The sequence below is a fragment of the Devosia pacifica genome, from assembly GCF_014652635.1.
In the GTDB taxonomy this organism is placed as follows: domain Bacteria; phylum Pseudomonadota; class Alphaproteobacteria; order Rhizobiales; family Devosiaceae; genus Devosia; species Devosia pacifica.
In genome coordinates this window covers 489966-514144 of the sequence record NZ_BMZE01000001.1, presented here as the reverse complement: position 1 = coordinate 514144, position 24179 = coordinate 489966, and the positions used below count along the sequence as shown (strand labels likewise).

The following is a 24179-nucleotide window of genomic DNA, read 5'->3' as shown; positions in this document are numbered from 1 at the left end:
CAGGAAATAGCAGCAAAAACAGTGATTTGAGGAAAGTGCTTTCGCCAGCGCTCTCAACGCTCTAGTGCCGATTTTGGCTGTCACACTCTTTTTGCTCAGGTTGGAAAGTGATGGCGAAGAACGAAGGCAGGCTCGTTACCCAGACTGAGCTGTCGCAGATCCTCGGATATTCGGCGGTCACGATCCGAGCCTGGGAGCGCCAGGGCTGCCCGGTCGAGAAGAAGGGCAGCCGAGGCAAGAGCTCGCTTTACAACACCGCGGAAGTAATCCGCTGGCGTGAAGAGCAAGCAGTGCTGTCGGCTTCAGGCGATACTGCCGCAATGGATATGGAAGAGGCCCGGCGTCGAAAGACGGCGGCTGAGGCAGCGATTGCGGAACTCGATCTGTCGGTTCGCCGCGGCGCCTATGTTCTGATCGAGGAGGTCGGGGCGATCGTCGCTGATGAATACGCAACGATCCGCGCCAACTTCACCTCATTGCCGGGAGACATCGCCGCTGACCTCGAGAACCTAACGGCAGTCGAGATCCAAGAAGCGCTGGCCGCGAAGGTATCGGAAATCCTCGATGGACTTTCAGCAGACGACAGTTTCGCGATTGATGGCGAGGCTGAAGCGGGCGCGCCGGGAGGCACTGCGTCCGCCACCGAAACTGAACCTGATTGAGTGGGCCGATAGCTACAGGTTTGTCTCGAAGAAGAACTCGGCCAATCCGGGGCTATGGCAGACGGGCAGGGTGCCCTGTGCCTACGGCCCTTATCTGGCGGTGACCGAGAAAGACACGGACACCATCACCGTGATGGCGTCCACCCAAATGGTGAAGACCGAGCTGCTGCTGAATATCGCCAGCTACTTCATCCATCAGGACCCGGCGTCGATCCTCTTCGTGCAACCGACGCAGAAGCTTGCAGAAGATTTTTCGAAAGAGCGGTTTGCACCGACACGGGAATCGACGCCGGTCCTTCGCGAACTGATCCCTGACGCCAAGGCGCGCGATAGCGGGGTGACGATTACCCACAAGGAATACCCGGGTGGTACGCTCGACTTCGTCGGCGCGAACTCACCGGTGGATCTGGCCTCGCGTCCGAAACGGATCGTGCTGTCGGATGAGATCGACAAGTATCCGGCCTCGGCTGGGTCCGAAGGCGATCCTCTAAGCCTCGCCGAAGAGCGCGCCTCGACGTTCTGGAATCGCAAGAAGGTACGGGCCTGCTCGCCGACCGACGAGCAATCGTCGCGGGTGGCAACTGAATATCAGTCTTCAGATCAGCGAAGGTGCTTTGTTCCATGTCCGCATTGCGGCCATGAGCAGATCCTTCGGTTCACGCCTGAGACTGTGATCTGGGACAAGGACGACGACGGCAACCACAAGCCGCAGACGGCGCAATACTACTGCGAAGGTTGTGGTGCCGGCTGGAGTGAGGCAGAGCGGATCAGGGCATTGCGCTCGCTACTCGACAAGCCAGACAAGGGATGGCGTCAGACCAAGCCGTTTCGCTGCTGCGGTCGAGAGCATCAGCCCAGTGTCTGGACCGAGAAAGGCCGATCGCTCTGCCCTGATTGCGGAACGCCTTCGCACTACAGTGGCCACGCCGGCTTTCATGTGTCGAAGCTTTATTCGACGCGCCACAAGCTGGCCGATGTCGTCAAGGAATGGCTGCAGGCGCACAAGAGCAAGGAGAAGCTGCGCAAGTTCGTGAACACTGCACTGGCCGAGACCTGGAAAGAAAAGGTCGAGCGGCTGGACCCGAAGGCGCTTGCCGAGCGTGTTGAGCCATATACGGCCGATGCGGTGCCGGCGGATGTGCAACTCGTCACATGGGGCGGCGACACTCAGGACGATCGCATTGAGGTGACGTTCCAAGGCTGGGGCGCCGATGAAGAGTGCTGGGTGCTCAAGCATGGGGTACTGCTCGGCGACACTGCCAAGAAGGCGGTGTGGGATCAGCTCGACGAACTGATCAAGGAGCCGTTTCTGACCGTCGACGGGCACCGGCTTGTGCCGCAAGCCGGATGCATCGACAGCCAAGGGCACCGCGGCGAAATGGTTCACGCCTTCTGCCGCAGCAAACGCAATCGCCGGGTCTACGCCGTGAAGGGTCAGGGTAACGATCCGCGTGGCTCAAAGCTGATCTGGCCAAAGACGCCGTCGCGAACCAAAAACAGTGGCGACAAACTCTATCTGGTCGGCGTCGACACAGCCAAAGATGCGTTGGCCTCGCGCCTCGCAATAGAGATCGTTGGTGAAGATCAGCCGACGCCGTTTGCAATTCACTTCCCGCATGACGGATTGAGCGCTGACTACTTTGAACAGCTGACGGCGGAAAAGGCCGTCACGGTCATTCAGCACGGTCGCGAGTACCGCGTCTGGAGGCCGAAAGCCGAGGGCATCCGAAACGAGGCGCTCGATTGCTTTGTGTATGGCCTGGCGGCACGGCTTTCATTGCCGAATAAGCTGAGGGCAAAGCCACAGCCAAAGCCGACGACGGACGAAGAACCAGTGACCGAGCAAAAGGAGCCAGTAGCGGCAAACGCTACTCCTGAAGTGGCTCCTGCGCCAATTGCCCGCCCATCTCGTCAGCGCTCCCGCTGGAACGCTTATCGATAGGATTGTTTGAATGTCATCGATCGACAAGCCGCGTGTCCGTGTGAAGACGGGTAGCGGAGTAGCTGCACTTAAAAGCTCGCCGAAAAAGGCAACGGCTCGGTACCTTCGCGGAGACAACTCCGGCATCCTGCATATGCGCCGGGCAATTACTCGAGATGCAGGTCATGAGGTCCGTGAGGCTGCAGACCGGGCTACAGCCCTCGCTCTCGATTTTCTGCACAACTCCGGCTGGCTCTCGGGTGCCGCCGTCCAAATCCTCTGCGATACGATCGGCGAGGAGCTCAAGCTCAACTGTCGGGCGCAGCTGACGCGGTTCGGGTATTCTGACGACGAGGCCCGTGCCTGGTGCCGAGATGTCGAGGCGGCCTGGCGCCGCTGGGCCTGGAATCCGAAGGAATGCGATCTCGCTGGTGTGTCGACCATTGCCGAGATGCTCGATGGTGTTGTGCGCTCCTATCTCGCCTATGGCGAAGCGTTCGGCGTCATGGACTTTCTGACAACCCGGGAGCGCCGGCGGCTCGGTGTTGGGACTGGCCTCAAAGTGTCGCTGGTGGCGCCACATCGCTGCCGGCGGACCTCGAACCTTTTCGAAGGGATCGACCAGGGCATCGTCAAGGACAGTTTTGGGCGTCCTCAGCGCTATCGGTTCCGCGAGCTCTCGGACGGCATCGAGCGCGACAAGGATGTGCCGGCGGTCGACGTGGTGCATGTGATGGATCGCGGCGAGAACCTCAACAGTCCGCGCGGCATCTCGCCAATGACGCCGGCGCTGAAGGTTGCCGCACAATTCGACCAGCTGGCCGACGCCACCCTCGCGACGGCACTGATGCAGACGATCTTCGCGGCAACGATCAAAAGCCCGGAAGCCAGTGAACAGGCGTTCGAGGCAATCCAGACACTGGCGGATACCCAGCCCCCGGCGGGCTTTGATGGCAACTGGGCCGAACATGTCGGCGCCATTGCCCAGGACCTGATCGACGTGTGGGGCATGCGCATCGATGCCCTCAAGGAAAAAGGCATCTCGATGTCTGATCCGGCCCGCATCAATCATCTAGGACCCGGCGAAGAATTCCAGATGCACACGGCATCGACACCGGGGTCGCAATACATTCCGTTCTCGCAGAACCTACAGCGGGAACTGGCCCGATGCCTCGGCGTCACCTTCGAGAGTTTTACCGGCGATCATTCGAGCGCGACCTATTCGAGCGTTCGCATGTCGATGGCCTCAATCTGGCCAGTGGTGATGCGCCGCCGCTCGCGTATTGCCGCGCCATTCGTCCAGGCGATCTACGAACGCTGGCTCGAGGAGAGCATCGTCGAGGGCCGGATCCCGTTCCGCGGCGGCGCACGAGCATTCCTGCGTGACAAGGAATCGGTGTTCCAGGCAGAGTTCCAGGGGCCCTCGCAGCCAACGGCTGACGACTACAAATCGGCCATGGCCAACAAGGTCAAGCTCGAAACCGGACAGGCCTCGCTCGAGGACATTCACGCGGCCTCTGGCCAGAACCATACCGAGACGCTGGCGGCGATCGAGCGCGGGCACCGCTGGTTCAGCGAGCGCGATATCCCCTCGCCATATGGGCGCTCGACCGGTGGCAGTGGCGGGCCGCTCGGCGGCGCCGCCGATGGCAATCGCGAACCGAGCCGGGAGACGACAGATGCCTGATGAGCAGGACGAACTGGCGGTCGACTGGTGCGGCCGGGCTGCGACGCTGCGGAAGGTCGAAGAGGCGCTGCTGACCGGTGAGTTGGTCACCGAAGCGCGGTTCGGCGCCGACATGGCGCGCTATGCCACGGCCTCGCTTGGCGAGGTGCAGCGGGCGCTCAACGAGGCGATCCGCAACTGCCAGATCGCCCGCGGCGAGACACCGGCACGTGCCCGCTACGCCATTCGCGGCCGCATGCGGCCTTACTGACCGAGAGTTCTTACCATGGCTTGTATCCTCAACGACGGGAAGCTGACGCTTTCCGGCGATGTCGGCGACTTTTACTTCGGTGAGTGCTTTACCCACACCGATGTCGTCATCGCCCTGGCGCAGATCGACGACGAGGCGGACCTCACAGTCTTTCTCAATAGTGGTGGCGGTTACACCGATGAGGGCGCCGCCATTCATGCGCTGCTCGATCGCCGGCCCGGCAAGACGGACATCGTCGTCGACGGCATTGCGGCATCGGCCGCATCGCTGATCGCCATGGCAGGCGACACTGTCACTATGTCCGCCGGCTCCTTGATGATGATCCATGGGCCGTCGACCGTCACGATCGGCAATGCCGACGAGCACAACAAGACGCTCGAGCACCTCGAGGCGCTCGCCCAGTCCTGGGCGAAGATCTACGCCAGAAAATCCGGCAAGAGCATCGACGAGTGCCGCGCCATCATGAAGGCGGAACGCTGGTACGCGCCTGACGAGGCGGTCGAAGAGGGCTTTGCCGACGCTGCCCGTGATGAGGCAGCGCCGATGGTCGCAGCCTTTGACTACCGGCTCTACGCCGAGGCGCCACAGCGCCTCAGAGCCCTCGCCAGCAAGAAGAACTGGTCGATGGCGACCAGCAAGCACCCTGCGGCACCCGCCGCACAGGACAGTCCAACAGAGGAACAATCCATGACGGACAATAATGCCGGCGGGGACAAGACCGCCGATCTCGAAAAGACAAAAGCCGATGCCGGCAAGGCGGCGGTAACGGCCTATCGCGAGCGCCGCAAGACGGTGCTGGCAATGGACGAGGCCAAGGGCCGCGAAGGTCTCGCCGAGCATCTCGTCGATACCGATCTCGATGAGGACGCCATCCGGGCAACGCTCGCTGCAGCGCCAAAGGCCGAGGCGAAAGCCGACGAGCCCGATCCTGCTGCCGATCACGAGCGCCGCCGCCTCAATGGCGAGGGTCTCAACGTCAATGGCAGTGACGGCAAGCCGAAGGCGAAGGGTGACAAGTCTGCCCTCGCTGCCGCCGTCGCCCGCACCAACAAGCGCCGCTAACTGGAGATCGTTTCGACATGACCATTCTGACAGAAGACCGGTTTTCAGGGGCAGCGCACTACATCGTCTCGGAAGCCACCGGCTATCGCTCGCGCGAGCAGATCGTCATTGCCTCGGGCGCCGGCAAGCTGAAGCCCGGCGCAGTGCTCGGCAAGGTTACGGCATCGGGCAAGTACGTTGCCTTCGATCCGGATGCCGAGACCGGCGCTGAGACGGCGGCCGCGATCCTCTATGAGGGGTGCGACGCCACCGACACAGATGTGCGGCGCACCGCCAGCGTCCGCGACACGGAAGTCCATGCCGATGTGCTGGTGTGGGCGGATGGCACCACGGACATCGAAAAGACCGCCGCGCTCGCCGACCTGGCCGCCGCCGGCATTATCGGCCGCTAAGGAGGGCTGACACCATGGGTCTGGTTACAGACGTCTTTACCGCCAATGCCTGGGGCGTTGTCGACTTTCAGGAGGAGGTGGTCGAGCGCACTGAGTTTCGGCCGCAGCTCTTGGGCCAGCTTGGCCTGTTCGAGCCGATCTATTCGCGCTCGCGCACCATTGCAATCGCCGATCGCGACCGCACGCTGTCGCTGATCCCGACCTCGGAGATGGGCGCACCGCCGGAAGAACTGATCCCGCAAGGCGCGAAGGTCCGCCCGTTCAACACCACGCGGCTCGCCAAGGGCTCGACCATCTATGCGGCCGAGCTCGCAGGCGTCACGGCGCTACCCTTCGATGTCCAGACCATCGACATCTCGCAGGAGGTCTCCGACCGCACCGCCCAGATCATGGATGATCTGGAGCTGACCTGGGAGCACATGCGGTTCGGCGCCATCCAGGGCAAGGTTTTGGACGCCAACGGCTCGACCATTATCGACTGGTTCCAGGAATGGGGCATTGAGCAGCCTGCCGAGATCAACTTCGAGCTCAATGTCGAAACCACCGATGTGCGCAAGAAGTGCCGCGACCTGAAGCGGACCATGCAGCGCGCCTCGAAGGGTATCTGGACGCCGGCGACACGGATCGGTGCGCTTGTTGGCGACACGTTCTTTGACCTCTTGGTCAACCACAAGCAGATCAAGGAGACCAAGCTCGGTACCGAGCGCGCCGCAAGCCTCGAGAACATCGAGGGCTATTCCGCGATCGAGATCGAAGGCATCACCTTCATCAATTATCGCGGTACTGATGATGGCTCGAAGATCGCCATCGATACGGCAAAGGCCCGGTTCTTTCCGATGAATGCGCGCGGCGCCTTCAAGGTCGGGTTCTCGCCTGCCAACGAGTTCAAGCCGTATCTCAACCAGCGGGCCCGTGAATATTACGGGCTGATCCTGGCCGACAATTCTGGCCGGGAGGCCTGGGACCGGGTCGAGATCTACAGCTACCCGCTGTTCATCGCGACCCGCCCGGAGATGCTGCTGCGCGGAAGGGCTCAGTAACATGGCCATGATCGCAAAATCGGGATTTTATGGCGGCAAGTTCTATAAGGCCGGACAATCGGTGCCAGACGGTCAGTCGACCGAACAAGACCTGCCGAAGGACAAGCCGCTCGACCGGATGAACAAGGACGAGCTGATCGCCGAGGCCGAGCGCCGCGGCGTCGAGATCAAGGCGTCCGACACCAAGGCGGACATTCTCGCGGCCATTGCGGCGGCTGAGCAGCCGGCGTCCTAAAGCCATGCCGATCGCTGGAAACATGGCCGAGGCGAGACAAAAAGTCGTTGCCTCGGTCGATCGCTTCCGGGCCGAGCCGGTGAAGATTTACTTCTTCCATGACGGCGTGACCGATCCAGGCCGGCAGCCGGTCGAGATTAAGGCAGTGCTGGCCGTTGGCGGCGGAGACGAAAGCAACATCGCTGGTGGATTTGCACAGTCGTGGCGGACACAGCTCGCCGCCGGCAAGGCAGAACTGCATATCGACCGAGCAACTTATGATGGCCCGCCGCTGAAAACTGGCGACAAGGTCGAGGCGATCTCGCGTCATGGGAAGCCGCTCTGGGGCATTCTGCGTGTCGATGATCGTGGCGACACTCGGCTTGTCGCTGAACTTGGAGAAGCTTGATGTCACTGGCCCGCATCGCACTACGCATTGCGGCTGTCGAGGCGATCAAGGGTCACACTCTGGTCGGACAGAACGTTCTCGATTCTCCGAATGGTGCGCTCGACATTCAGGCTGATGGAACGTTGCGGACGGAGAAGGATAAGCCATTCGTCTCGGTCTTCACCGACCAGGGCAAGGCCGAGGGCGTGACCAATCGCAGCCTCGTCGAGAACGGCCTTGTCGACATCGTGTTTGAGATCGGCCTTTCGACGGCAATGCTCGAGCATGATCCGGAAACGAAGGAATCTCGGTTAGTCGGCATTACGGTGCCGGCGACAGACCGCACTTTCGAGTTCTTCCTTGATGTGGTGCAGCGCCAGATTGCGGATGCGCTAAACGATCCGGCCAATGAGTGGGCTGAGATCTATCGAGGCCTGCACTATCATGTCGTGAAGGTCGAGTATGCCGGCGCCCGCAATACCGATGACGGCCAGCGTCTTGCCGGGCATCAGATGCGGGTAACGATCGCCTTGGCGGATGATCCGGTCAAAGGCGAGCAGATGGATGAGGACGCGCCGTTCATGCGGTTCCTCGACCGTCTAGATGCTACCGAAGACGTTACTTACCAGACACAGGCGGCGATGATCCGCTCGCTTATCGAAGGTCAGAACACGCCGTGGCAGGACATCCTGAAGCGGCATGGGCTGACAGCCGACGAACTGCTGGCAGTTGGGCTTGGCCCTCTGGCTGTGAAGGATGATCTGTCGGCTCCTGAATTCGAAGTAGGCTCGCTTGAAGTCGAGGGTGCGGACGAAACGGACGTGACGCCATGATCCGCGAAATCGTAACAATGAAGGCCGACCTTGAGGCGCTGAAGACGCAGTTCGGGACCGCGCTGCGGGTTGGACCTGTTGACAAGGTCGATGCCGAAAAGGGCTTCCGGGTCAGTTGGGGGCAGGATGCACGCGGCGAGCCGTTCCTGTCGCCCTGGTATCCGCATCCGGAATCCGGTGGCCGCACCTCGACCTGGATGCCGTTGAGCGAAGGGCAGGTCGTGGGGATCATCAACCCGGATGGCGATCCACGGCAGGGCATTCTGTTGAGGGGCGGGTTTTCTGACCTCAACCCGCCGCCGAGCCAGAGCCTCGATGAGAACGTGTTTCGGTTCGGTGGCGTGACCATCACCATCAGCGCTGATGGGGCTGTGACAGTCGACGCGGCGGGGCCGGTGACGGTCATTACACCACAGGTGAACCTCGGCGGCGAGGGCGGAAAGCCTGTTGCTCGCATCGGCGACAAAGTCGCTGTCGGCACAGGCTCATCGGCCGGCGAATGGCCGATTGTTGAAGGGTCTGGGACCGTGTTCGCGGTAGACTAGGGAAAGCTCAAATGACGAAAACAACCTATGAGGCTCGGCCGGATGTGGCCTGGGTCAATGGAAAGCCTGTGCCAAAGAACCGGCGGGTCGAACTGACCGAAGCCGAGGCCGGATATGATCTGTCGCTCGGGCGGATTGCGCCAGTTGGCAGCAAGGCGAAGCCGAAGTCTGGCGACAAGCTGGATGAGCCGGCGCAAGCCCAAAACAATGGCTGACATCGACCGGCACACCGGTGCCGTCATCGACAACTTTTCGTCGGCGCTGCAGTCGGTCGAGCTGATCTTCTCGACCCGGCTCGGTGAGGTGGTGCTGGCCCGAGATTTTGGGGCAGGGCTGGTCGAGCTGCTGGGCCGGGCGCTGACGCCGAAGCTGATCGCAGCGTTTCAGACGCTGATGGTCGTCGGCATCGATCTTTGGGAGCCGCGCTTCCGAGTGCGACGGGTGAGTGTCGACGGCAGCGTCGACGAGATCCGGCTCGGACGCGCCGGCTTCCGCATCGAGGTCGATTGGCGCCCGCGCGGTCACCTCGGAGACTTTCGGGTCGAGGGCGTTCGCGCCTTCGGCGTCAACTTTGGTAATGGACAGGCGAGGGTGCTGGCATGACGCGGTTTTCTGCTGCGACGCTCGACCTGTCACGCTTTCCGCCGCCATTTGCGATCAAGGCGCTCGATCTCGACACGGTGTTGGCCGAACGGCTGGCGCGGCTGAAGTCGTTGTTTGCGGCCGAGGGTATCGACTGGGATGTCGACCAGCTGGTCGGCAATCCGGCCGCCATCCTCGAGCGCGCCGACTCCTATCGCGAGCTGCTGGTCCGGGCTGCACTCAATGATGCGGTGCGCGCCGTCATGGTGGCGTTCGCCATCGGTTCGGACTTGGAACATTTGGCCGCATTCTATGGCTTGTCTCGCCGGGTGATCACGCCGGCGCAGAATGGCCAGCCGGCGGTGATGGAAAGCGATGCCGAGCTGCGGCGCCGGGCACTGCTGGCGCCCGAAGCCTTCGCTGCGGCGGGGCCGCACGGGGCGTATGTCTTTCACGCGCTCAATGCTGATCCGCGTGTGCTCAATGCTGATGTCTGGTCGCCGGCACCGGGCGAAGTGCAGGTGGCCATCCAGTCCCGCGAGGGGGACGGTAGTGCCTCGGCCGAACTTGTCGATGCCGTGCGCCGGCATCTCAACCGCGATGACATCAAGCCGATCACTGACATGGTCTCGGTCCGGTCGGTCACGAACCATCCGTTCTCGATCTCGCTCGACGCTTACGTGCAGCCTGGCCCGGATCCGGTGGCAGTCAAGGCCGAGATCGAAGAGGCGATCCTCAAGGCGGTCGCTGACCGGCGGACGCCATCTCGTGACATGCCGAGATCGGCCATTATCGGCGCCGCGCAGCGTTCCATGGTCGACAGGGTGACTCTGGTATCGCCGGCTGTCGATCTGGCGCGCGGCAATGGCGAAGTTGCGGTGCTGCAGGCCATGGACGTTCGGGTAACGACGCATGACGGTTGAGATGACTAGACAGTCTCGGGCAGTTCCGGGAGTGCATCATGCTCGGGAGCACCAGGGCGCTCGTCGAGGGCGCAGATCAAACGGCGCACGAGGGTATAGTCCCGATCGGGATAAAGATGGCTCTGGGTTACCAGATGTGCCTCGAGGCTGCGCACCAACTGGACTTTATCGGCACCGGTCTGGGCAGCAATGTCTGCCAACGCTGCTGACACAGCCGCCGCCAGTTCGGTACTGCGTTCCAGCTGCGCCTGCCCATGCCCGGCGATTGACCGCATGGCTTGCGCGGTTGCGGCATCCTGTTCGCGCGCATGCGCTCTAGGCCAATGAGACGCTGTTCGAGCAGCAGTAGCCGTCTGTCGTAGTCGTCCATATCCGAAACACTCCAACCGGCTCGGCAACAATCTATGTGCGCGCTTTGCGGTGAAGAGTCGAGGATGAAGGTAAAAAGATGTCGTTCCAGACAATCCTGCCGACGAACAGTACGGCCTTTGAGCGCTCACTTGAACAGACATCAGGCGAACGCTGGGACGATCTCGACGTCGACCTCGTGCGCCGGTTCAAGGATCCCTGGGCTTGCCCGCCGCATCTGCTGAACTTTCTGGCCTTCGAGCGCTCGGTCGATATCTGGAGCCCGGACTGGAGCGAAGAGCGAAAGCGCGAGGTCATCGACCGTGCGCCGCGTCTGCATCGCCTGAAGGGTACGCGGCGCGGACTTGAGAATGCGATCGCGTTGACGGATGCCCGGCTGCGCGACGTGATCGTGCCGCCGGCCAAGACGTTCCTGTCACCGAACACCACGCCGGAACAGCGAGCGGCGTTCCTCGCGCGCTATGCCCAGCTGCGGATCTATCCGCAGCGGTCACGGGGGCAGGCCAGGGGTCTTTTCCTGGGAACACGCCGGGGCTATGTCGAACGGCACTTCCCGATGCCGAGTGATGCGTTCTTCCGGGCACTGCCGCGCGCCTTCATCTGGGACAAGGGCACGGAGACTGAACTCACGGTGCTCGAGCGCCGGCACGAAACCAGGACCGCCGAGATCGAGGAACGGATCGACCTGCGCCAGAAGAGCAGGGCGCGTCCGAACCACTATGCCCCGGTGGGCAATCGCAAGGTCTTTGCCCTGACCTCGACGGCGCCGCGCCGGATTTACTCGATTCACACGCGGCAGTCTCTCGAGGTGCCGGGTGATGATCGTCTCGCACGCCGAATGGTGCATCCATCGATCACGCCGATCAATGTCGTCGCCGATATGGTGCGCGAGCGTGGCGTTCGCAGAACGGCCATGCTCGGACGTGCCTATCCTGGTGCCAATCGGTTCACCGGCTTCCTGCAACGCTCGCGGGCCAAGGAGCGTGTCTATCGGCGCACCTACATCTTTGATCCATCGCGTCCGCTTCGGCGACGTGGCGCCACCACCTTTGTCGGGGTCGGGCGGCTCGGCATGCCGCACCACACGGCGGAGATCACTGTCGAGCTGCGCTATCGCCGGCACCCATTCGCGGTGCGTGGCCATGTCGCCGGCTATCTGATGGCGCGCGGGCGTCCCGAGCTTGACCTGACCAAAAGCGCGATCCGTTCCGCCAAGCGGCTATCGGATCGCATCCTCATCAACACCAGGACCGTCGCTGCCGTGACGGCCGGCGTTCAGCGCCGCGCCGGTGCGCTCTATGCCGGCCAAATCGTGGAGACCGTTTAATGGAACAGCTCGTCGTCTTTCGCGACCGCCAGGAGCTCGATCCAGCCGACCTCAATGGCATCGAGACGATCGCGCGCACCTCGCTCGACCGGATCGTGCGCGAAGCTGTCACCAGCGACGCGCGCTATGCCGGTTTGCAGGTCGCTGCCGCGACGGTAACCAGTGTGTCTGTTGGACCCGGTGCCTTCTTCAACGAGGGTCGGGTCTATGCCGTCTCAGAACCCGCGCCGATCAATCTCTATGAGAACCTGCCGATCAATCACCGCAGGTACATCGCGATTGTCGCGTCCGGTCAGGACGATGTGAACGACCGGGTCGAGGAACGCGACTTCCTGATCGATGCCGACAGCGACGAGGTCGAGCCGCAGGCAGTGCCGATGCGCACCGTGCGGCTCGGTGGCGTGTCGAAGGTTGTCGGCACCGAGAATATTGATCCGCAGGTGCCGACCATTCCACCTGGCGCCATTCTTGTCGCCACGGTGCTGATGAGCACGTCCGGCATTCAGTCGGTCAAGATGCATGAGGAGACCCGGCTGCCTTCGCTGAAGCGGCATGCCGAGCGACTGATCGACCTCGACAACTTCAGAAAGCGCGCCGAACCGCAGATCGGCGCCCTCACCACGCAGCTTGCCAATATTGCCGATCGCACCGAAGACAAGCTCGACCGCGAGGAGCTGCTGCCAATGCAGCTCGATCTGGCGCGGATCAAGGAGCGGGTGAACCTGCCGGACGATTATTACGACTATGGCTCCGACAAGTTCACCGATGCCGACGAGACCGATCCGGCCTCGGCAAGCGGCCACACCATTGCAGGCGACGGCCTCGGGTTCGCTTCGGTCACTGCCACGCGGGCACTGAGCCTCCTCAACCCGACAGACCCCAAGGTCAAGCGTTACGAGGCCGACTGGATCCAGCCGAGCTACTCTCCTAAGGTGATGCTCGAGGTGCTTGGCGAGAGCGGGACGATCACCATGTCGTCCTATCAGACGCAGGGTGCCGACACCCAGAAGGCGGTCGTGAGCAGGAAGGAGGTGAAGTATCAGGGCTTCATGGCGGACTACGTCAACAGGCAGCTTGATGCGGGGAGGAAGGTTCGCCGAGGCATCACGTTGGCTGACGGCTCCCGCGGCTACTACTACATCACAAAAGAGTACAAGGACGTCACGACGTATGTGACTGTCCCGGGGCCGGTTACCACCCATACCGGTGCACAATTGTCGCAAACCGTTCTGGCGCCGCGCACCTTCGTCATGTCGCAGCTTGGGTTCTTCCTCGCCGAGCTCGACGCCAGCGGCGACGTGACGGTGCTGGTGACCAAGACAAAGGACGGCAAGCCGGATCTCGATGCGGTGATCAACCGTGTCACCGTGGCGCGTGCCAACCTAATCGGGGGCGGCGAAACGGTGGCGGCGATCCAGCCGACGCTTCTCGAAGCTGGCCAGCTCTATGCCTTCGTCTTTATCACCCAGGGTGGCCACAAGATCACCGTGGCCGAAGCCGGCTCGACCGAAGGCCAGTTCTATTATGGCCAGGATGGGGCGTGGGTATCGACCGATGCCACGAGGGACGTGAAGCTTAAGCTCTATGCCAACAAGTTCGATCGGACCCGTACCGAGGTAGCCCTCGGTACGGTGACCCTTGCTGGCGGGATCTCCGACATCAGCTGGGGCACGGACGTGATCGAGCCGGAAGGCACGCAGATCTACCTTGAGGCGCGCAAGGCCGGGCACTGGTACACGCTCTACGATCACGGCTTCCTCGACGACGAGCCTGATACTCTTGAGCTGCGCGCGGTGTTTGTCGGCACCTCCGACTTGCAACCCTCGCTCAAGCTTGGTGCGGATCTCATCACGCTTCACCGCGTCGGGGACACGATCGAACACCTCTCGACCGCAAGAATTCTTGCGGCCGGAAAGCAGAACTTCGTCGTTGACCTTCACCTCACGAACTACAGCCCGGACGATCCGGACCAGGATCTGACGGTGACGCTGAAGCGCGGGGCCGGGTACGCGACAACGACGACCGCGTCGGCGGAAGTGGTCGAGGACGATATCCTCGGCACCAAGCGGGTACGGTTCTCGTTCAATACCGGCACGCCGATCACCAGCTACAAGATCGCGATCTCGGGGAGCCGGCAGGCGCCGGCCTTCCCATTCCTGGTGCTCGAACGCGTCGACGTCGCGATCAGCTAACCCACTTTCGTCAATCGGAGATCATTGGCCATGGCCAAATCACAACAGCCCGAGACCGGGCTGGTGAGCGTCACGCTTATCGAAAAACACGACCTTCCGGGGCTCAAGCTGCGCCCCGGCACCATCAAGGTCTCACCCGAACTGCGCGATGAGCTGGCAGCGGCGGGCAAACTCGCGGAGTAACGCCATATGGCCATCGAGTTCGGAAGCCCGAACCTGCCGGCAATGCGGGACGGCAAGAACGGCACGATCCTCAGTGCTGACTACTTCAATCCGATCTTTGCACGGCTCGACGGGCGCCTGCATGTCGTCGAGCAACTGCGTGCCTCCTGGCTTGAGGCGGTCGACACCGTCACCCGCCAAGGGCTCACCCGCATCGATGTGGTTCTGGCGCCAGCCTTCGAAAAGCTGGGGCAGGTGCTCGAGCTCGGCTTTCTGGTGGTGTCGAGCAGCACGCCGGCAACGCTCAGCGAGGGCGCGAACATCACCTTCGTGACCGATGCCGGTGTGCAAAGCGAGCTGTTCACGCCCAGTCCGATGCTGTCGGTACAGCGGCGCGGCTCGGTCGACGATTGGGCGGTCGTCAAGCTGATGGCGCCGTATAATCGGACGACGAGAGAACTGCAGGTTCAGGTTGTCGCCACGAGCGGTGACGGGCTTGAGCATGACGATTGGGACATCGGGGCGCTTGCGGGCTCGACGGCCGCGCAACTTGCGATGCTTGATCGCGTGGAGACGGCGCGAGCTGAGGTTGCGGCGAACCGTGCCGCTGTCACCGCCGATAAACAAACGGTCGCGGCTGACAAGGCGGCAGTGACCGCGCTGCGCAGCGAGACACTGACCTATCGCAACGCGGCGGAGACGTTCCGGAACGAAGCGGCGGCCTCGGCTGCTGCAGCGGCTCTGTTCGACCCGGCCTCGTTCTATCCAAAGAGCGAGACCTACACGAGGAGCCAGGTCGAGACGCTGATCGCCGATGCGGTCAATGCTCTCATCAGCGGTGCGCCTGGTGCGCTCGATACGCTGAACGAACTCGCCGCGGCATTCGGCAACGATCCGAACTTCGCGACGACAGTGCTCAACAGCCTTGCGACCAAGGCGCCGATCGCTGCAACGCAGGTGTCGACGAACGTCACCCTGGTGCCGGGTCAGCGGGCATGGGTGATGTCGGATGCTGCAGCCCGCACCGCGACGCTGCCGTCAAATCCATCTACCGGCACGGAAGTGCAGGTGGCGCGGGTTGGCGCCAACCTCGTCACCATCAACCGCAACGGCAAGACCATTGCCGGGCTCTCGGAAAACCTCGTGATCGATGAAGATTTGCGCATCGTGTCGCTGACCTATGTCGGCAGCACCTGGCGCGTCACTGCTGGGAGTATCGCCTGATGGCCAATCTGTCTGAGCTTATGGGTGGCGGCGGCGGCAGCGGCGTCATTGATCAACAGCAGTTCGATACCTCTGGCACTTGGACCAAGCCCGATGGTGTCGAGGATTGGGACGTTGTTGAAGTCGAAATGTGGGCCGCTGGCGGCGGCGGATGCAAGTATGCTGGCAGTAATTACTACGCATGGGGAGGCAGCCCTGGAGCCTACGCGCGTATTAGGTTTTTTGCGCGAGATTTGGAAGCTAGCGAAACTGTTCAAGTGGGCGCTGGCGGCGCGGCGGGAACCTACGTTGCTGGATCAACGGGGGGAATAACGTCTTTCGGGCCCCTAGTCATGAACGGCGGGGCAGGCGGTAGCTACAACAACGGATATATTGCCAACGTTGAAAGTGCTTCCCAGGCTTACTTTCAGAGCGCGTCTTCTCAAAAATTGAGAAGAATGGTTGAGTTTGTCGACGCCTACTTCAGTTCAAGCGAACAAACGTCCTTTGTATTTTGCGGTGGAGGTCCCGGATACGTAACAGGCAGTGGTTCATACAATGGCCAGAAAGAAACTATGTTTGGCGGACAAGCTGGCGACACTGTTGTGAACAATACAACCCGCGTCGGCACGCGAGGGACAACCAATGGCGAGACACCGGGAGGGGGAGGCGGTGCCTCGTTTGGCAATGAAAACGCAGGCAAAGGCGGCGATGGCCGTGTGATCATCCGTGTTTTGAAAGGCGGCGTCTGATGCGAGTAGCAATCGACCAAGATAGCAACGGCGTCGTTGATAACGTCATCGAGGCTGAAAGCGTCGAAGCCGCGCAGTCGATGTTTCCCGGTGCCAGCGTCTTTGCGTCAGACGAGGTCGGCCCGGGCTGGGTATCGGACGGCGAGGGCGGATGGCAGGCACCGCCTGAGCTGCCGACAACGAAAGACCCGGTTCGCATCGACACGCCGCTATTCCTCATGCGCTTCACGCCACAAGAGCGCATTGGTATTCGCCAGGCGGCCAAAACCGACCTCGTGATCGAGGATTGGTTCGCGATCATCAACGATCCGCGGCTCGCCTATATCGAGCTCGGCGATCCGAACCTCACGGCCGGAATGGGATACCTCGTGCAGCAAGAGCTGATGACCGAGGCCCGCGCGCAAGAGGTGCTGGCGCCGTGATCACCCTCGCGTTCTACAAAGCCGACGGCGACTGGTTCGATAAGCTTATCCGCTGGTGGACGTGTGGCGCCTATAGCCATTGCGAGCTTGTCGTCGGCGATTCCGAAACGTTGCCGGGCGAAGTGATCATCCTCTCGTCGTCTCCACGCGATAGTGGTGTGCGGGAGAAGCACCTGGCGCTCGATCCGGAGCACTGGACGCTTGTGACCGTGCCCGGTGATGCCGATCACGCTGCCATGTTCATTCGCGGCTGGATCGGTGCCCGCTATGACTGGCTGGGGATCGTTCTTAGCCAGGTCGTTCCGCTCGATCGGCACTGGTCGAACCGATGGTTCTGCTCGGAGATCTGCGCGGCGGCTTTGGGGATACCAGAGCCGCAGCGAATGAGCCCTTCGGGGCTTTATCGTCACCTCACAAAGGCCCGGCCCCAGAGCCGGGCTTTTTCTTGACCGCTATTCCAGTTCTGAACACAGGAGAGACCCGATGACCGCACCGGTTTTCGGCATGACCTTTTCGCGCCCGGCCGATGAGCCGGTACCGGTTCTCGGCGCCGACTTTTCCAAGGCACTTCTTATCGAAACTTCCGAAGATGCAGATGCCACGGCGTTCCCGCTTGATACGCCCGTCCGGCTCTCTTCGAGCGACACCGCGATGGTGGCAAAGCTTGGTACCGGATTGCTTGCGGATGCTGTTGCCGGCATCAACGCGCAGCTGACCGGTCTCAATGCCGGCGCCGACATCACGGTGGTGCGGGTGAAGGAAGAGGCGGCGGTTGCCGATACTGCGGCCAATATCGTCGATGTGCTGGCTGACATCGCGACGATTCCCTCGCAGGTGAACGCGACGCCTCGGCTCATCTGGTGCGGACGCACGGCCTGGCGCGTTGATCTCGACACGACAAACCCGATTGTCGCGGCGCTACCGGCGGCTTGCGAAAAGTTGCTGGCAATTGCTGTCGTTGATGTCGATGACACCTCGGCGGCGAATGCCATCGATGCCCGCGAGACCATGAACTCCGAGCGGCTACTGCCGGTGGGTGTTGCGGCGCGGGTCTATGAAGATTCAGACCTGGTGACCCGGCCTATGGCGCCGCGCGTGATCGGGCTGTTCATCCGCGTCGACAATCTCAACGAGGGCAAGCCATTCGATCCGATCGCCAACCGTGCCGTCTATGGCTTGGCTGCCCTCAGCCGCAAGATCCCGTTCTCGCTGCTCGATGGCTCGACGGAAGGTCAGCAGCTCCTGGAAAGCGAGGTGTCGATCGTCGCCTCAGGTGAAAGTGGTGTCGATGGCTCGATCGCCGATGGCGGGTTCGTGTTCATCGGCACCGACAACACCACGACTGGTGAACTCTGGAAGCAGATCCACCAGGTGCGCGGCGCCGACTACATCACCGTCAAGCTGATGCAGATCACCCGCCAGTTCCTAGGCCAGAAGATCACGGCCGACATGGCCGAGGCGTGGCTCAACTCGATCAAGTTCACGCTGCGCGACCACAAGGCCGACGAGGATATTCTCGGTTATGAGGTCGATTTCCGTGCCGCCAAGAACAGCCCCGAACAGATTCGGCTTGGTCACCTGACTGTAAACCTCGGCATCGAGCCAGCTCCGGCGTTCAAGGTGGCGCACCACGAGGTGCGGCGCTATCGCCCGGCAGTCGAGGGGTTGGTCTCCGAGATCATCGCCCGGCTCAATGCTGTGAGCTGACCCTTCTGACGGCGCTGCTGCGCTTCGCCGTCCATTCCTGTTGCTATCCCATCTGAGGAACCACCATGCAGCCGCTTTACCTGCTGACGGCCGTCGATTTGCGCCGTGCTACCGAGACCGGGTCGTCCCGCGCCGCGACCATTTCGTCGCTTACCCTGCCATCCATCCAGTTCGCCAATGCCGAGCACAACCCGGGTGGCGGCGTGGGTGCCGTGAACTTCGCCATTCCACGTATTCAGGCGCCGGAGCCGAAGTTTTCGGCCAAGGGCATCGACCGCGACATCTTTCGCGGCATGGGGCAAGCGGAACGCTGGACCTTTGCCGGCGCCTACCGTGAGAAGCGCTCCGGCGGCTCTGTCTCGATCGGCGGTCGCGGCATCATCGAAGGTGCAATCACCATGTGGGAGCCCGACGAGAGCGATCCGGCGGAGTTCCAGGGCTGCAATCACAGCTTCACCGAGGTGACGCACTACGAGCTGACGCTCGGCGACGAAGAACTGTTCTACTGGGATTTTTGGGAGCGGGTCGTCCGCGTTGCCGGCGTCGATCTCTTCGCCGATGAACGCCGGGCGCTGGGCGCGTAGCCGCCTCTCAGCCCCTCACTGACATTCTGAAAAACCGAGACCCGATATGACCGAGACCCGACCAACGTCGGCCACCGTGCCGCTGTCCGAACCCGTCACTTATGATGGGGTGACCTACACCGAGCTCACCTTCCGCCGCATGAAGGCGCGCGACACTCTCGTTGGTGAAGGCGAGACCAACGAAGTGATGGCGGGCTACAAGATGTTTGCCGCGCTCGCCGATGTGCCTGTCGAGGTAATCCTCGAGCTCGACATGGAAGACATCTCTGAAGTCGGTGCGAAGGTGGCGCCCCTGATGGGAAAGCGCGCGGCGGCGGCACTGGAAGTCGCGATGGAGAAGAGCCCGTCGCCTGGCGAGACGTGATCCTCGCCATGGCCCGACACGGCAACTCGCCAGTTGATGCGGTCGAGGATTGGGACATCGACAAGCTGATCGACTACTCGCGTGCGCTCAGCGGGCAGCTATCGCGGGAGAACAAGGGACGGGGCGGGAAGAGGCGTTAGCGCCCCGCCCCCCCCCTCAAGAGAAATATTCTATTTCGGTTTCGTTCATTACGACGCGCAGAACACGGTAGGCATAGAAGAACGCAGCAATGCCGAGTGTGAAGATGATCAGCAAAATCCAGATGATCACGTGGCCAACTGAAGACACGAGGCTGAAGCGGCAATTTAGCCTGCCGATGACGTGACCGTTGGCGTCAAGAACCTTGGTCTTATTCAACACGTCTTTGTTGAAGTAGTAGGGGAAAACGGCAAGGGCTAAGCCCAAGGTGACGATGGTGAGCAATATCCAAATCACCGCTACGCCGATGGTGTCGATGATCCCGAATTCGGCTTTGAAGCTGACGGCGCGATTGTCCATCTCTACGGTTTCCTATTCGATGAAACCGTAGGACCGCGCGACACGAGTAATCTGTGCGCAGTGCGCCGTCTTGGCCGAGGCAGAAAGTTCGTTGATCTGCATCTCTTGGCCCATGACCATGGTTTGAAGTGTCGAGGCAAAGCTCATGTCGTCTGCCGCAACTTCGGCCTCGATAAATGCGGTGATCGCCTCCTGGTCATAGGACAAACCGCAGGCTTCTTCTGAGCCCAGAACCGTGCCGAGTTCCACGGCTGTATTCATGCTGCCGAAGTCCTGACCGACTGCCGGCAGTGCGACTGCCATGAGTAGACCAGTAATAATAGCCCGCATTCGACCACCCTCCTGTTTGTCCCGCAGATTACGCTGACGCGCAGAAGAAAGTCCATTCATGGCAACCCTTACCTCTCAGCTCATCGTCAGCCTGATCGATGAGGTGACGGCACCTGCGCGTTCAATCGCAGGAACGGTGCACAACCTGCAATCCGCTCAGCGTGCCAACCGTGCCGAGATGGATGCCATGCGTGGACGCATGGTCGATGCGGCAGCGGCTGCCTATGCCATGGCCCGCGCTGTTGCCGCGCCAGTCAAAGCGGCAATCGAGTTCGAAAGCGCCATGGCGGATATCCGCAAGGTGGTGGACTTCGAAACGCCAGAAGCCTTTAAGGCAATGAGTGACGACATTGTTGCGATGTCGATGCGCCTGCCGATGGCGGCGAATGATATCGCCGCGATCGTCGCTGCCGCTGGTCAGGCTGGGATGGCTGGCGACGAGCTGCTGGCGTTCGCCGAGATGGCCAGCAAGGTCGGCGTGGCGTTCGACATGTCGGGCGATCAGGTCGGCGAGGCGCTTGCCAAGATCAAGACGCAGCTCAACCTGACGGTTTCGGAGACCGGTGCGCTTGCGGATGCGATCAACCATTTGTCGAACAACTCGGCATCGGCTGCGCCTGATCTCATCGAGTATATGAAGCGGGTCGCGTCAGCCGGTGAATTCTTCGGCTTCACGTCCGAACAGACTGCGGCGATTGGCTCGGCAATGATTGCGGCGGGCGCGGAGGCGGAAGTTGCAGCAACTTCGTTCCGTAATGTCGGCAGGGCTCTTTCTCGAGGATCGTCCGCGACAGATCGGCAGGCAGAGGCATTTCAGCGACTGGGGCTTGATGTCACGGAGGTGGCGCGCCAGTTCAACGAGGATGCCGTCGGCACCCTCCGCGATGTCATCGTCAGGATCAACGGGCTGCCTGAGCATCTGCGCGCCAACACGCTCTCAGAGATCTTCGGTGACGAGGCGCGAGCGCTGCAGCCTCTGGTGACGCAAGTTGAGCTTTACGACAACGCTCTCGAATCTGTCGCGGATAAGACGGCCTATCTCGGCTCTACCGAGGAAGAATACGCAGCCCGCGCCGCGACCACTGCCAACAACATGCAGCTGCTGGCGAACAAAGCACATGCAATCTCAATTGCGATTGGCAACGCGCTGCTGCCGGCGCTCAATGCATTCGCTGATGCGATAGGGCCGGTGCTGATCGCGATTGCCGATTTTGCCGCACAGAACCCGGCGATCGTGCAGGCGATCATTGCCTTGGTAGGTTCTCTGGTTGCGGTCCGCGTTGCTTCCGTTGCGGCGCGCTGGGGCTTTCTGTTCCTCAAAGGCGGGCTGATCGATATCGCGCTGTTTGCGACCCGTGGCGCGGCATCAATGCTGAGCCTACTAAACCCGATCAATCTCGTGAAGGGCGCCATGGTGGCGCTGCGCTTTGCGGTGATCGGCACTGGCATCGGGGCGATTCTTGTCGGCATCGCGCTTGCCGGGATGTGGATCTACAACAACTGGAAGGGTCTGACCGCCTTCTTTGAAGGGTTCGGCTCCGCCTTTATGGCGGCGATCGAGCCGATCATGCCGGTGCTGCAGCCGGTGGTCGACGCGGGTTCCGAGCTGCTTGGGTGGGTTGAGGCACTTGTCGGTCCGGTCGATGCCAGCGAGGGCGAATGGCGAAGCTGGGGCGAAACCCTTGGCGGCACTGTAGGCAATGCCATTCGCACCGTGGTCGAGGGCATCCAGTCAATCATGTCGGCGGTTGGTAGTGCTGCGGCCAAGGCTGGCGAGCTGGCCAATGCGCTCGGCAGTCTGACGCTGCCTGAGGCCATCCAGTGGATCAAGGATATGGCGGCGACTGGCATCTCTTTGGCGATTGGGTTCACTCAGATTGCCATCCCTCAGGTCATTCAATGGCTGATGGATATCATCGGATCGGTCGCGACGTTCGGCATAAACATTGAATGGCCACAGCCCCCCGAATGGCTGACATGGCTCATGGGCGAGGGGGCCAAACTGCTCGGAATGGGCGGCGATGCCGGTGTAGTTGGCGGTGCAACGCCAGCGGGAACCAATCCTGACAGCCCTGAGCACTTCCTTTCCCTGCCGGATGGCGCAGGTGTTGATGGCACCCGCGCTGCCGGCGGGCCGATCCTCGGTGGCAAGACCTATCTCGTTGGCGAGCACGGCCCCGAACTGGTCACGCCGAACCGCTCCGGCTTCGTCCACACTGCTGACCAGACATCACGAATGATGGGTGGGCTCGGGCCGATCCAGTTCGGGGACATTGTGATCAACGGCGTTCAGAACCCAACAGCGATCGTCGATGAGGTGATCCGTCAGCTCAACGACAGAGTTGGGCAGGCGTTCGACGGTATACATGCCGATATCGAGTACAGGGGGTAGAACGGGCCTGTTTGAGAACCTGAACCATCCATGCCGGTCAACCCGACTGGGGTCTTGGTTTCACCTCTTGAGCGGGCGGCTAAACAGGTAGCCTTGTGCCAAATCGATGCCTAAGGTCTTCAACGTAGCCGCCTCTGCCTCTGTCTCGACCCCCTCTGCAACGATGCGAGCGCCCGTCTCGTTGGCAAAGAATACCATCGCGCTCGCGAGGCTGCGCCGTGACGTATCGCTGTCAATATCGCGCGTGAGATTCATGTCGAGCTTTATGATCTCAGGCTGCAAGTTGACGATATGCTGAAAGCTCGAGTAGCCCGCTCCGGCGTCATCGACGGCTATGTACGCACCACGGGCACGCAATTTCGAAAGCGCCTCTATTAGAGTGAGATAGTCTTCGACAATTGCATGCTCAGTAACCTCAACCATGACACGTTCAAGACGGTTGTTGGCGAGCAGCTCAACGATCTCAGGGTCATGCAGCGCGGCTGGAGATACGTTGAGAGATAGGCGCGCAGTCATGGGAAGTGTTTCAAGGCCATTTAGCGCCGACCGCATCGTCTCCGCCTCAAGCGCAATGCCCATGCCGACCGCCTCGGCCTCTTTAAACCACTGGTCCGGAGTGCGCATGGGCTCTGCATCGAAGCGAGTCAGCGCTTCGAAAAAAACCGGCCTGCCTGTATCCAGCTCGATTATTGGCTGAAAGACCGGATAGAAGCTACCCCTCGCCAGAAGTGCCGCGATGCGCTCGCGAGCAGTGTTGTGGACATGGTCTCGCTCTTCCTCGGCAATCACCACCTCGGCGGCAAGATCGGCAAACATCCGCATAGTGTCGAGGTCACGATCGTTGAGACTGCCATTGGCTTTGCGGCTCAAGCAGCAGAACATGCCATATGGTTCTCCGTTTGGGCGGCGGATTGGAATGCTGACATGCGAGCCAATCGGCACCTGCTGCGTAATCGGCATTTCGCGCGCAGAAGGAAAATCTGCGGTGTCCGGCATCAACTGAGGCAAACGCCCTTCGAGGATATGACCGCAATATACCGCATCCAGCGGCATGCTTTGCCCCGGCTGGATGACCGCCTCTAGTCCCGGTGCGTCGACGCGCTGAAAGACAGTTTTGTCGCCTTCTATTCTCGAAAGATAAGCGACTTCCATGTTGAGATGTTTGCGTATCGTTGAAAGAGCTCTCTGTACGAGGTCGTTCCCCGAACTGCTATCTAGGTCGTATTTGTCGATAGAGCGTGCGAGGTCACGCATCAGAGCCTCCCAAATTACCCTAAGACCTTGCCCGCGAACGGTTAATATATTCTAGCTGTCGCTATTATGTGATCACTTAAGGGGCAGTGTAACTCGGCACTAATCTAGTGGCAGGGTCTACGCA

Annotated in this window: 30 protein-coding genes; 26 read left to right on the top strand and 4 right to left on the bottom strand. The window is 61.4% G+C overall.

The genetic code is table 11. From position 1 onward, the window contains the following. The first annotated feature begins 110 nt into the window (after positions 1–110). Genes IE127_RS02560 through IE127_RS02495 form a run of 14 tightly spaced genes read left to right on the top strand, consistent with a single transcriptional unit; the run spans position 111 to position 10499 of the window. Positions 111–662 (top strand): terminase small subunit, encoded by a 552-nt coding sequence (locus IE127_RS02560; RefSeq protein ID WP_189423028.1) that lies wholly within the window; start codon positions 111–113, stop codon positions 660–662. Continuing rightward, positions 565–2604 carry a phage terminase large subunit family protein gene (locus IE127_RS02555; RefSeq protein WP_189423026.1) on the top strand — a complete coding sequence of 680 codons (2040 nt, stop codon included), beginning with the start codon at positions 565–567 and terminating at the stop codon, positions 2602–2604. The genes IE127_RS02560 and IE127_RS02555 overlap by 98 nt, the downstream gene beginning before the upstream one ends. 10 nt (positions 2605–2614) lie before the next feature. Further along, positions 2615–4270 carry a phage portal protein gene (locus tag IE127_RS02550; protein ID WP_189423024.1) on the top strand — a complete coding sequence of 552 codons (1656 nt, stop codon included), beginning with the start codon at positions 2615–2617 and terminating at the stop codon, positions 4268–4270. Further along, complete coding sequence (locus tag IE127_RS02545; RefSeq protein ID WP_189423022.1) at positions 4263–4520, top strand: hypothetical protein; 258 nt, start codon at positions 4263–4265, stop codon at positions 4518–4520. Before IE127_RS02550 ends, IE127_RS02545 begins: the two co-directional genes overlap by 8 nt. Before the next feature lie 15 nt (positions 4521–4535). After that, the gene (locus tag IE127_RS02540) at positions 4536–5582 is read left to right on the top strand and encodes a head maturation protease, ClpP-related (protein ID WP_189423020.1); all 1047 of its coding nucleotides are present in this window, start codon (positions 4536–4538) and stop codon (positions 5580–5582) included. Between the two features lie 17 nt (positions 5583–5599). Next, on the top strand, positions 5600–5974 hold the full coding sequence (locus IE127_RS02535; protein ID WP_189423019.1) for a head decoration protein: 375 nt from the start codon (positions 5600–5602) through the stop codon (positions 5972–5974). A gap of 14 nt (positions 5975–5988) precedes the next feature. Further along, positions 5989–7014 carry a major capsid protein gene (locus tag IE127_RS02530; RefSeq protein ID WP_189423017.1) on the top strand — a complete coding sequence of 342 codons (1026 nt, stop codon included), beginning with the start codon at positions 5989–5991 and terminating at the stop codon, positions 7012–7014. A 1-nt stretch (position 7015) separates the two neighbouring features. Next, positions 7016–7249: a hypothetical protein gene (locus IE127_RS02525; protein ID WP_189423015.1), complete on the top strand. Its 234-nt coding sequence runs from the start codon at positions 7016–7018 to the stop codon at positions 7247–7249. Positions 7250–7253: 4 nt separating this feature from the next. After that, positions 7254–7637 (top strand): hypothetical protein, encoded by a 384-nt coding sequence (locus IE127_RS02520; protein ID WP_189423013.1) that lies wholly within the window; start codon positions 7254–7256, stop codon positions 7635–7637. After that, a complete protein-coding gene (locus IE127_RS02515; protein ID WP_189423011.1) occupies positions 7637–8449 on the top strand; it encodes a hypothetical protein in 813 nt (270 codons plus the stop codon). The genes IE127_RS02520 and IE127_RS02515 overlap by 1 nt, the downstream gene beginning before the upstream one ends. Continuing rightward, positions 8446–8994, top strand: coding sequence for a phage baseplate assembly protein V (locus tag IE127_RS02510; protein WP_189423009.1), 549 nt, complete (start codon positions 8446–8448; stop codon positions 8992–8994). The genes IE127_RS02515 and IE127_RS02510 overlap by 4 nt, the downstream gene beginning before the upstream one ends. Before the next feature lie 11 nt (positions 8995–9005). Continuing rightward, on the top strand, positions 9006–9209 hold the full coding sequence (locus IE127_RS02505; protein ID WP_189423007.1) for a hypothetical protein: 204 nt from the start codon (positions 9006–9008) through the stop codon (positions 9207–9209). Beyond that, positions 9202–9597: a GPW/gp25 family protein gene (locus IE127_RS02500; protein ID WP_189423005.1), complete on the top strand. Its 396-nt coding sequence runs from the start codon at positions 9202–9204 to the stop codon at positions 9595–9597. Before IE127_RS02505 ends, IE127_RS02500 begins: the two co-directional genes overlap by 8 nt. Next, complete coding sequence (locus IE127_RS02495) at positions 9594–10499, top strand: baseplate assembly protein (protein ID WP_189423003.1); 906 nt, start codon at positions 9594–9596, stop codon at positions 10497–10499. The genes IE127_RS02500 and IE127_RS02495 overlap by 4 nt, the downstream gene beginning before the upstream one ends. Positions 10500–10504: 5 nt before the next feature. On the opposite strand, the gene IE127_RS02490 is transcribed toward IE127_RS02495, so the two are convergent. Further along, positions 10505–10774 carry a hypothetical protein gene (locus tag IE127_RS02490; protein ID WP_189423001.1) on the bottom strand — a complete coding sequence of 90 codons (270 nt, stop codon included), beginning with the start codon at positions 10772–10774 and terminating at the stop codon, positions 10505–10507. A 173-nt stretch (positions 10775–10947) separates the two neighbouring features. Here IE127_RS02490 and IE127_RS02485 point away from each other — a divergent pair, with 173 nt between their 5' ends. From IE127_RS02485 to IE127_RS19800, 11 genes are all read left to right on the top strand, one after another. Continuing rightward, complete coding sequence (locus IE127_RS02485) at positions 10948–12195, top strand: phage tail protein I (protein WP_189422999.1); 1248 nt, start codon at positions 10948–10950, stop codon at positions 12193–12195. Then, on the top strand, positions 12195–14387 hold the full coding sequence (locus IE127_RS02480; protein ID WP_189422998.1) for a hypothetical protein: 2193 nt from the start codon (positions 12195–12197) through the stop codon (positions 14385–14387). The genes IE127_RS02485 and IE127_RS02480 overlap by 1 nt, the downstream gene beginning before the upstream one ends. A 30-nt stretch (positions 14388–14417) precedes the next feature. Next, positions 14418–14570: a hypothetical protein gene (locus IE127_RS02475; RefSeq protein WP_189422997.1), complete on the top strand. Its 153-nt coding sequence runs from the start codon at positions 14418–14420 to the stop codon at positions 14568–14570. 6 nt (positions 14571–14576) lie between these two features. Beyond that, positions 14577–15773 (top strand): hypothetical protein, encoded by a 1197-nt coding sequence (locus IE127_RS02470; protein ID WP_189424749.1) that lies wholly within the window; start codon positions 14577–14579, stop codon positions 15771–15773. Next, the gene (locus IE127_RS02465; RefSeq protein WP_189422996.1) at positions 15773–16504 is read left to right on the top strand and encodes a glycine-rich domain-containing protein; all 732 of its coding nucleotides are present in this window, start codon (positions 15773–15775) and stop codon (positions 16502–16504) included. Before IE127_RS02470 ends, IE127_RS02465 begins: the two co-directional genes overlap by 1 nt. Beyond that, complete coding sequence (locus IE127_RS02460; RefSeq protein WP_189422995.1) at positions 16504–16926, top strand: hypothetical protein; 423 nt, start codon at positions 16504–16506, stop codon at positions 16924–16926. Before IE127_RS02465 ends, IE127_RS02460 begins: the two co-directional genes overlap by 1 nt. Then, positions 16923–17375 (top strand): hypothetical protein, encoded by a 453-nt coding sequence (locus IE127_RS02455; protein ID WP_189422994.1) that lies wholly within the window; start codon positions 16923–16925, stop codon positions 17373–17375. The genes IE127_RS02460 and IE127_RS02455 overlap by 4 nt, the downstream gene beginning before the upstream one ends. Before the next feature lie 34 nt (positions 17376–17409). Next, complete coding sequence (locus tag IE127_RS02450; protein ID WP_189422993.1) at positions 17410–18633, top strand: phage tail sheath protein; 1224 nt, start codon at positions 17410–17412, stop codon at positions 18631–18633. A gap of 65 nt (positions 18634–18698) precedes the next feature. After that, a complete protein-coding gene (locus IE127_RS02445) occupies positions 18699–19217 on the top strand; it encodes a phage major tail tube protein (protein ID WP_189422991.1) in 519 nt (172 codons plus the stop codon). 46 nt (positions 19218–19263) lie between these two features. Further along, positions 19264–19581, top strand: coding sequence for a phage tail assembly protein (locus tag IE127_RS02440; RefSeq protein ID WP_189422989.1), 318 nt, complete (start codon positions 19264–19266; stop codon positions 19579–19581). Positions 19582–19589: 8 nt separating this feature from the next. After that, entirely contained in the window at positions 19590–19721 is a 132-nt protein-coding gene (locus IE127_RS19800) for a hypothetical protein (protein WP_280516629.1), read from the top strand. 16 nt (positions 19722–19737) lie between these two features. Here IE127_RS19800 and IE127_RS02435 read toward each other — a convergent pair whose 3' ends face one another. Continuing rightward, positions 19738–20079, bottom strand: coding sequence for a DUF6693 family protein (locus tag IE127_RS02435; protein ID WP_210310402.1), 342 nt, complete (start codon positions 20077–20079; stop codon positions 19738–19740). Positions 20080–20091: 12 nt separating this feature from the next. After that, a complete protein-coding gene (locus IE127_RS02430) occupies positions 20092–20409 on the bottom strand; it encodes a signal recognition particle (protein WP_189422987.1) in 318 nt (105 codons plus the stop codon). Positions 20410–20467: 58 nt separating this feature from the next. On the opposite strand from IE127_RS02430, the gene IE127_RS02425 reads away from it, so the two are divergent. Beyond that, positions 20468–22801 carry a phage tail tape measure protein gene (locus IE127_RS02425; RefSeq protein WP_189422985.1) on the top strand — a complete coding sequence of 778 codons (2334 nt, stop codon included), beginning with the start codon at positions 20468–20470 and terminating at the stop codon, positions 22799–22801. A gap of 60 nt (positions 22802–22861) precedes the next feature. Here IE127_RS02425 and IE127_RS02420 read toward each other — a convergent pair whose 3' ends face one another. Beyond that, the gene (locus IE127_RS02420) at positions 22862–24055 is read right to left on the bottom strand and encodes a sensor domain-containing phosphodiesterase (protein WP_189422983.1); all 1194 of its coding nucleotides are present in this window, start codon (positions 24053–24055) and stop codon (positions 22862–22864) included. Positions 24056–24179 lie beyond the last annotated feature (124 nt).

Excerpts from the sequence above, each read along its gene's own strand:
- IE127_RS02420 (WP_189422983.1), bottom strand. The coding sequence starts at position 24,055 with ATGCGTGACCTCGCACGCTCTATCGACAAATACGACCTAGATAGCAGT.
- IE127_RS02525 (WP_189423015.1), top strand. The coding sequence starts at position 7,016 with ATGGCCATGATCGCAAAATCGGGATTTTATGGCGGCAAGTTCTATAAG.
- IE127_RS02470 (WP_189424749.1), top strand. The coding sequence starts at position 14,577 with ATGGCCATCGAGTTCGGAAGCCCGAACCTGCCGGCAATGCGGGACGGC.
- IE127_RS02465 (WP_189422996.1), top strand. The coding sequence starts at position 15,773 with ATGGCCAATCTGTCTGAGCTTATGGGTGGCGGCGGCGGCAGCGGCGTC.
- IE127_RS02480 (WP_189422998.1), top strand. The coding sequence starts at position 12,195 with ATGGAACAGCTCGTCGTCTTTCGCGACCGCCAGGAGCTCGATCCAGCC.
- IE127_RS02430 (WP_189422987.1), bottom strand. The coding sequence starts at position 20,409 with ATGCGGGCTATTATTACTGGTCTACTCATGGCAGTCGCACTGCCGGCA.
- IE127_RS02555 (WP_189423026.1), top strand. The coding sequence starts at position 565 with ATGGACTTTCAGCAGACGACAGTTTCGCGATTGATGGCGAGGCTGAAG.
- IE127_RS02460 (WP_189422995.1), top strand. The coding sequence starts at position 16,504 with ATGCGAGTAGCAATCGACCAAGATAGCAACGGCGTCGTTGATAACGTC.
- IE127_RS19800 (WP_280516629.1), top strand. The coding sequence starts at position 19,590 with ATGGCCCGACACGGCAACTCGCCAGTTGATGCGGTCGAGGATTGGGAC.
- IE127_RS02495 (WP_189423003.1), top strand. The coding sequence starts at position 9,594 with ATGACGCGGTTTTCTGCTGCGACGCTCGACCTGTCACGCTTTCCGCCG.
- IE127_RS02535 (WP_189423019.1), top strand. The coding sequence starts at position 5,600 with ATGACCATTCTGACAGAAGACCGGTTTTCAGGGGCAGCGCACTACATC.
- IE127_RS02530 (WP_189423017.1), top strand. The coding sequence starts at position 5,989 with ATGGGTCTGGTTACAGACGTCTTTACCGCCAATGCCTGGGGCGTTGTC.
- IE127_RS02440 (WP_189422989.1), top strand. The coding sequence starts at position 19,264 with ATGACCGAGACCCGACCAACGTCGGCCACCGTGCCGCTGTCCGAACCC.
- IE127_RS02450 (WP_189422993.1), top strand. The coding sequence starts at position 17,410 with ATGACCGCACCGGTTTTCGGCATGACCTTTTCGCGCCCGGCCGATGAG.
- IE127_RS02550 (WP_189423024.1), top strand. The coding sequence starts at position 2,615 with ATGTCATCGATCGACAAGCCGCGTGTCCGTGTGAAGACGGGTAGCGGA.
- IE127_RS02475 (WP_189422997.1), top strand. The coding sequence starts at position 14,418 with ATGGCCAAATCACAACAGCCCGAGACCGGGCTGGTGAGCGTCACGCTT.
- IE127_RS02515 (WP_189423011.1), top strand. The coding sequence starts at position 7,637 with ATGTCACTGGCCCGCATCGCACTACGCATTGCGGCTGTCGAGGCGATC.
- IE127_RS02520 (WP_189423013.1), top strand. The coding sequence starts at position 7,254 with ATGCCGATCGCTGGAAACATGGCCGAGGCGAGACAAAAAGTCGTTGCC.
- IE127_RS02560 (WP_189423028.1), top strand. The coding sequence starts at position 111 with ATGGCGAAGAACGAAGGCAGGCTCGTTACCCAGACTGAGCTGTCGCAG.
- IE127_RS02540 (WP_189423020.1), top strand. The coding sequence starts at position 4,536 with ATGGCTTGTATCCTCAACGACGGGAAGCTGACGCTTTCCGGCGATGTC.
- IE127_RS02485 (WP_189422999.1), top strand. The coding sequence starts at position 10,948 with ATGTCGTTCCAGACAATCCTGCCGACGAACAGTACGGCCTTTGAGCGC.
- IE127_RS02490 (WP_189423001.1), bottom strand. The coding sequence starts at position 10,774 with ATGCGGTCAATCGCCGGGCATGGGCAGGCGCAGCTGGAACGCAGTACC.
- IE127_RS02445 (WP_189422991.1), top strand. The coding sequence starts at position 18,699 with ATGCAGCCGCTTTACCTGCTGACGGCCGTCGATTTGCGCCGTGCTACC.
- IE127_RS02505 (WP_189423007.1), top strand. The coding sequence starts at position 9,006 with ATGACGAAAACAACCTATGAGGCTCGGCCGGATGTGGCCTGGGTCAAT.
- IE127_RS02545 (WP_189423022.1), top strand. The coding sequence starts at position 4,263 with ATGCCTGATGAGCAGGACGAACTGGCGGTCGACTGGTGCGGCCGGGCT.
- IE127_RS02510 (WP_189423009.1), top strand. The coding sequence starts at position 8,446 with ATGATCCGCGAAATCGTAACAATGAAGGCCGACCTTGAGGCGCTGAAG.
- IE127_RS02500 (WP_189423005.1), top strand. The coding sequence starts at position 9,202 with ATGGCTGACATCGACCGGCACACCGGTGCCGTCATCGACAACTTTTCG.
- IE127_RS02435 (WP_210310402.1), bottom strand. The coding sequence starts at position 20,079 with ATGGACAATCGCGCCGTCAGCTTCAAAGCCGAATTCGGGATCATCGAC.
- IE127_RS02425 (WP_189422985.1), top strand. The coding sequence starts at position 20,468 with ATGGCAACCCTTACCTCTCAGCTCATCGTCAGCCTGATCGATGAGGTG.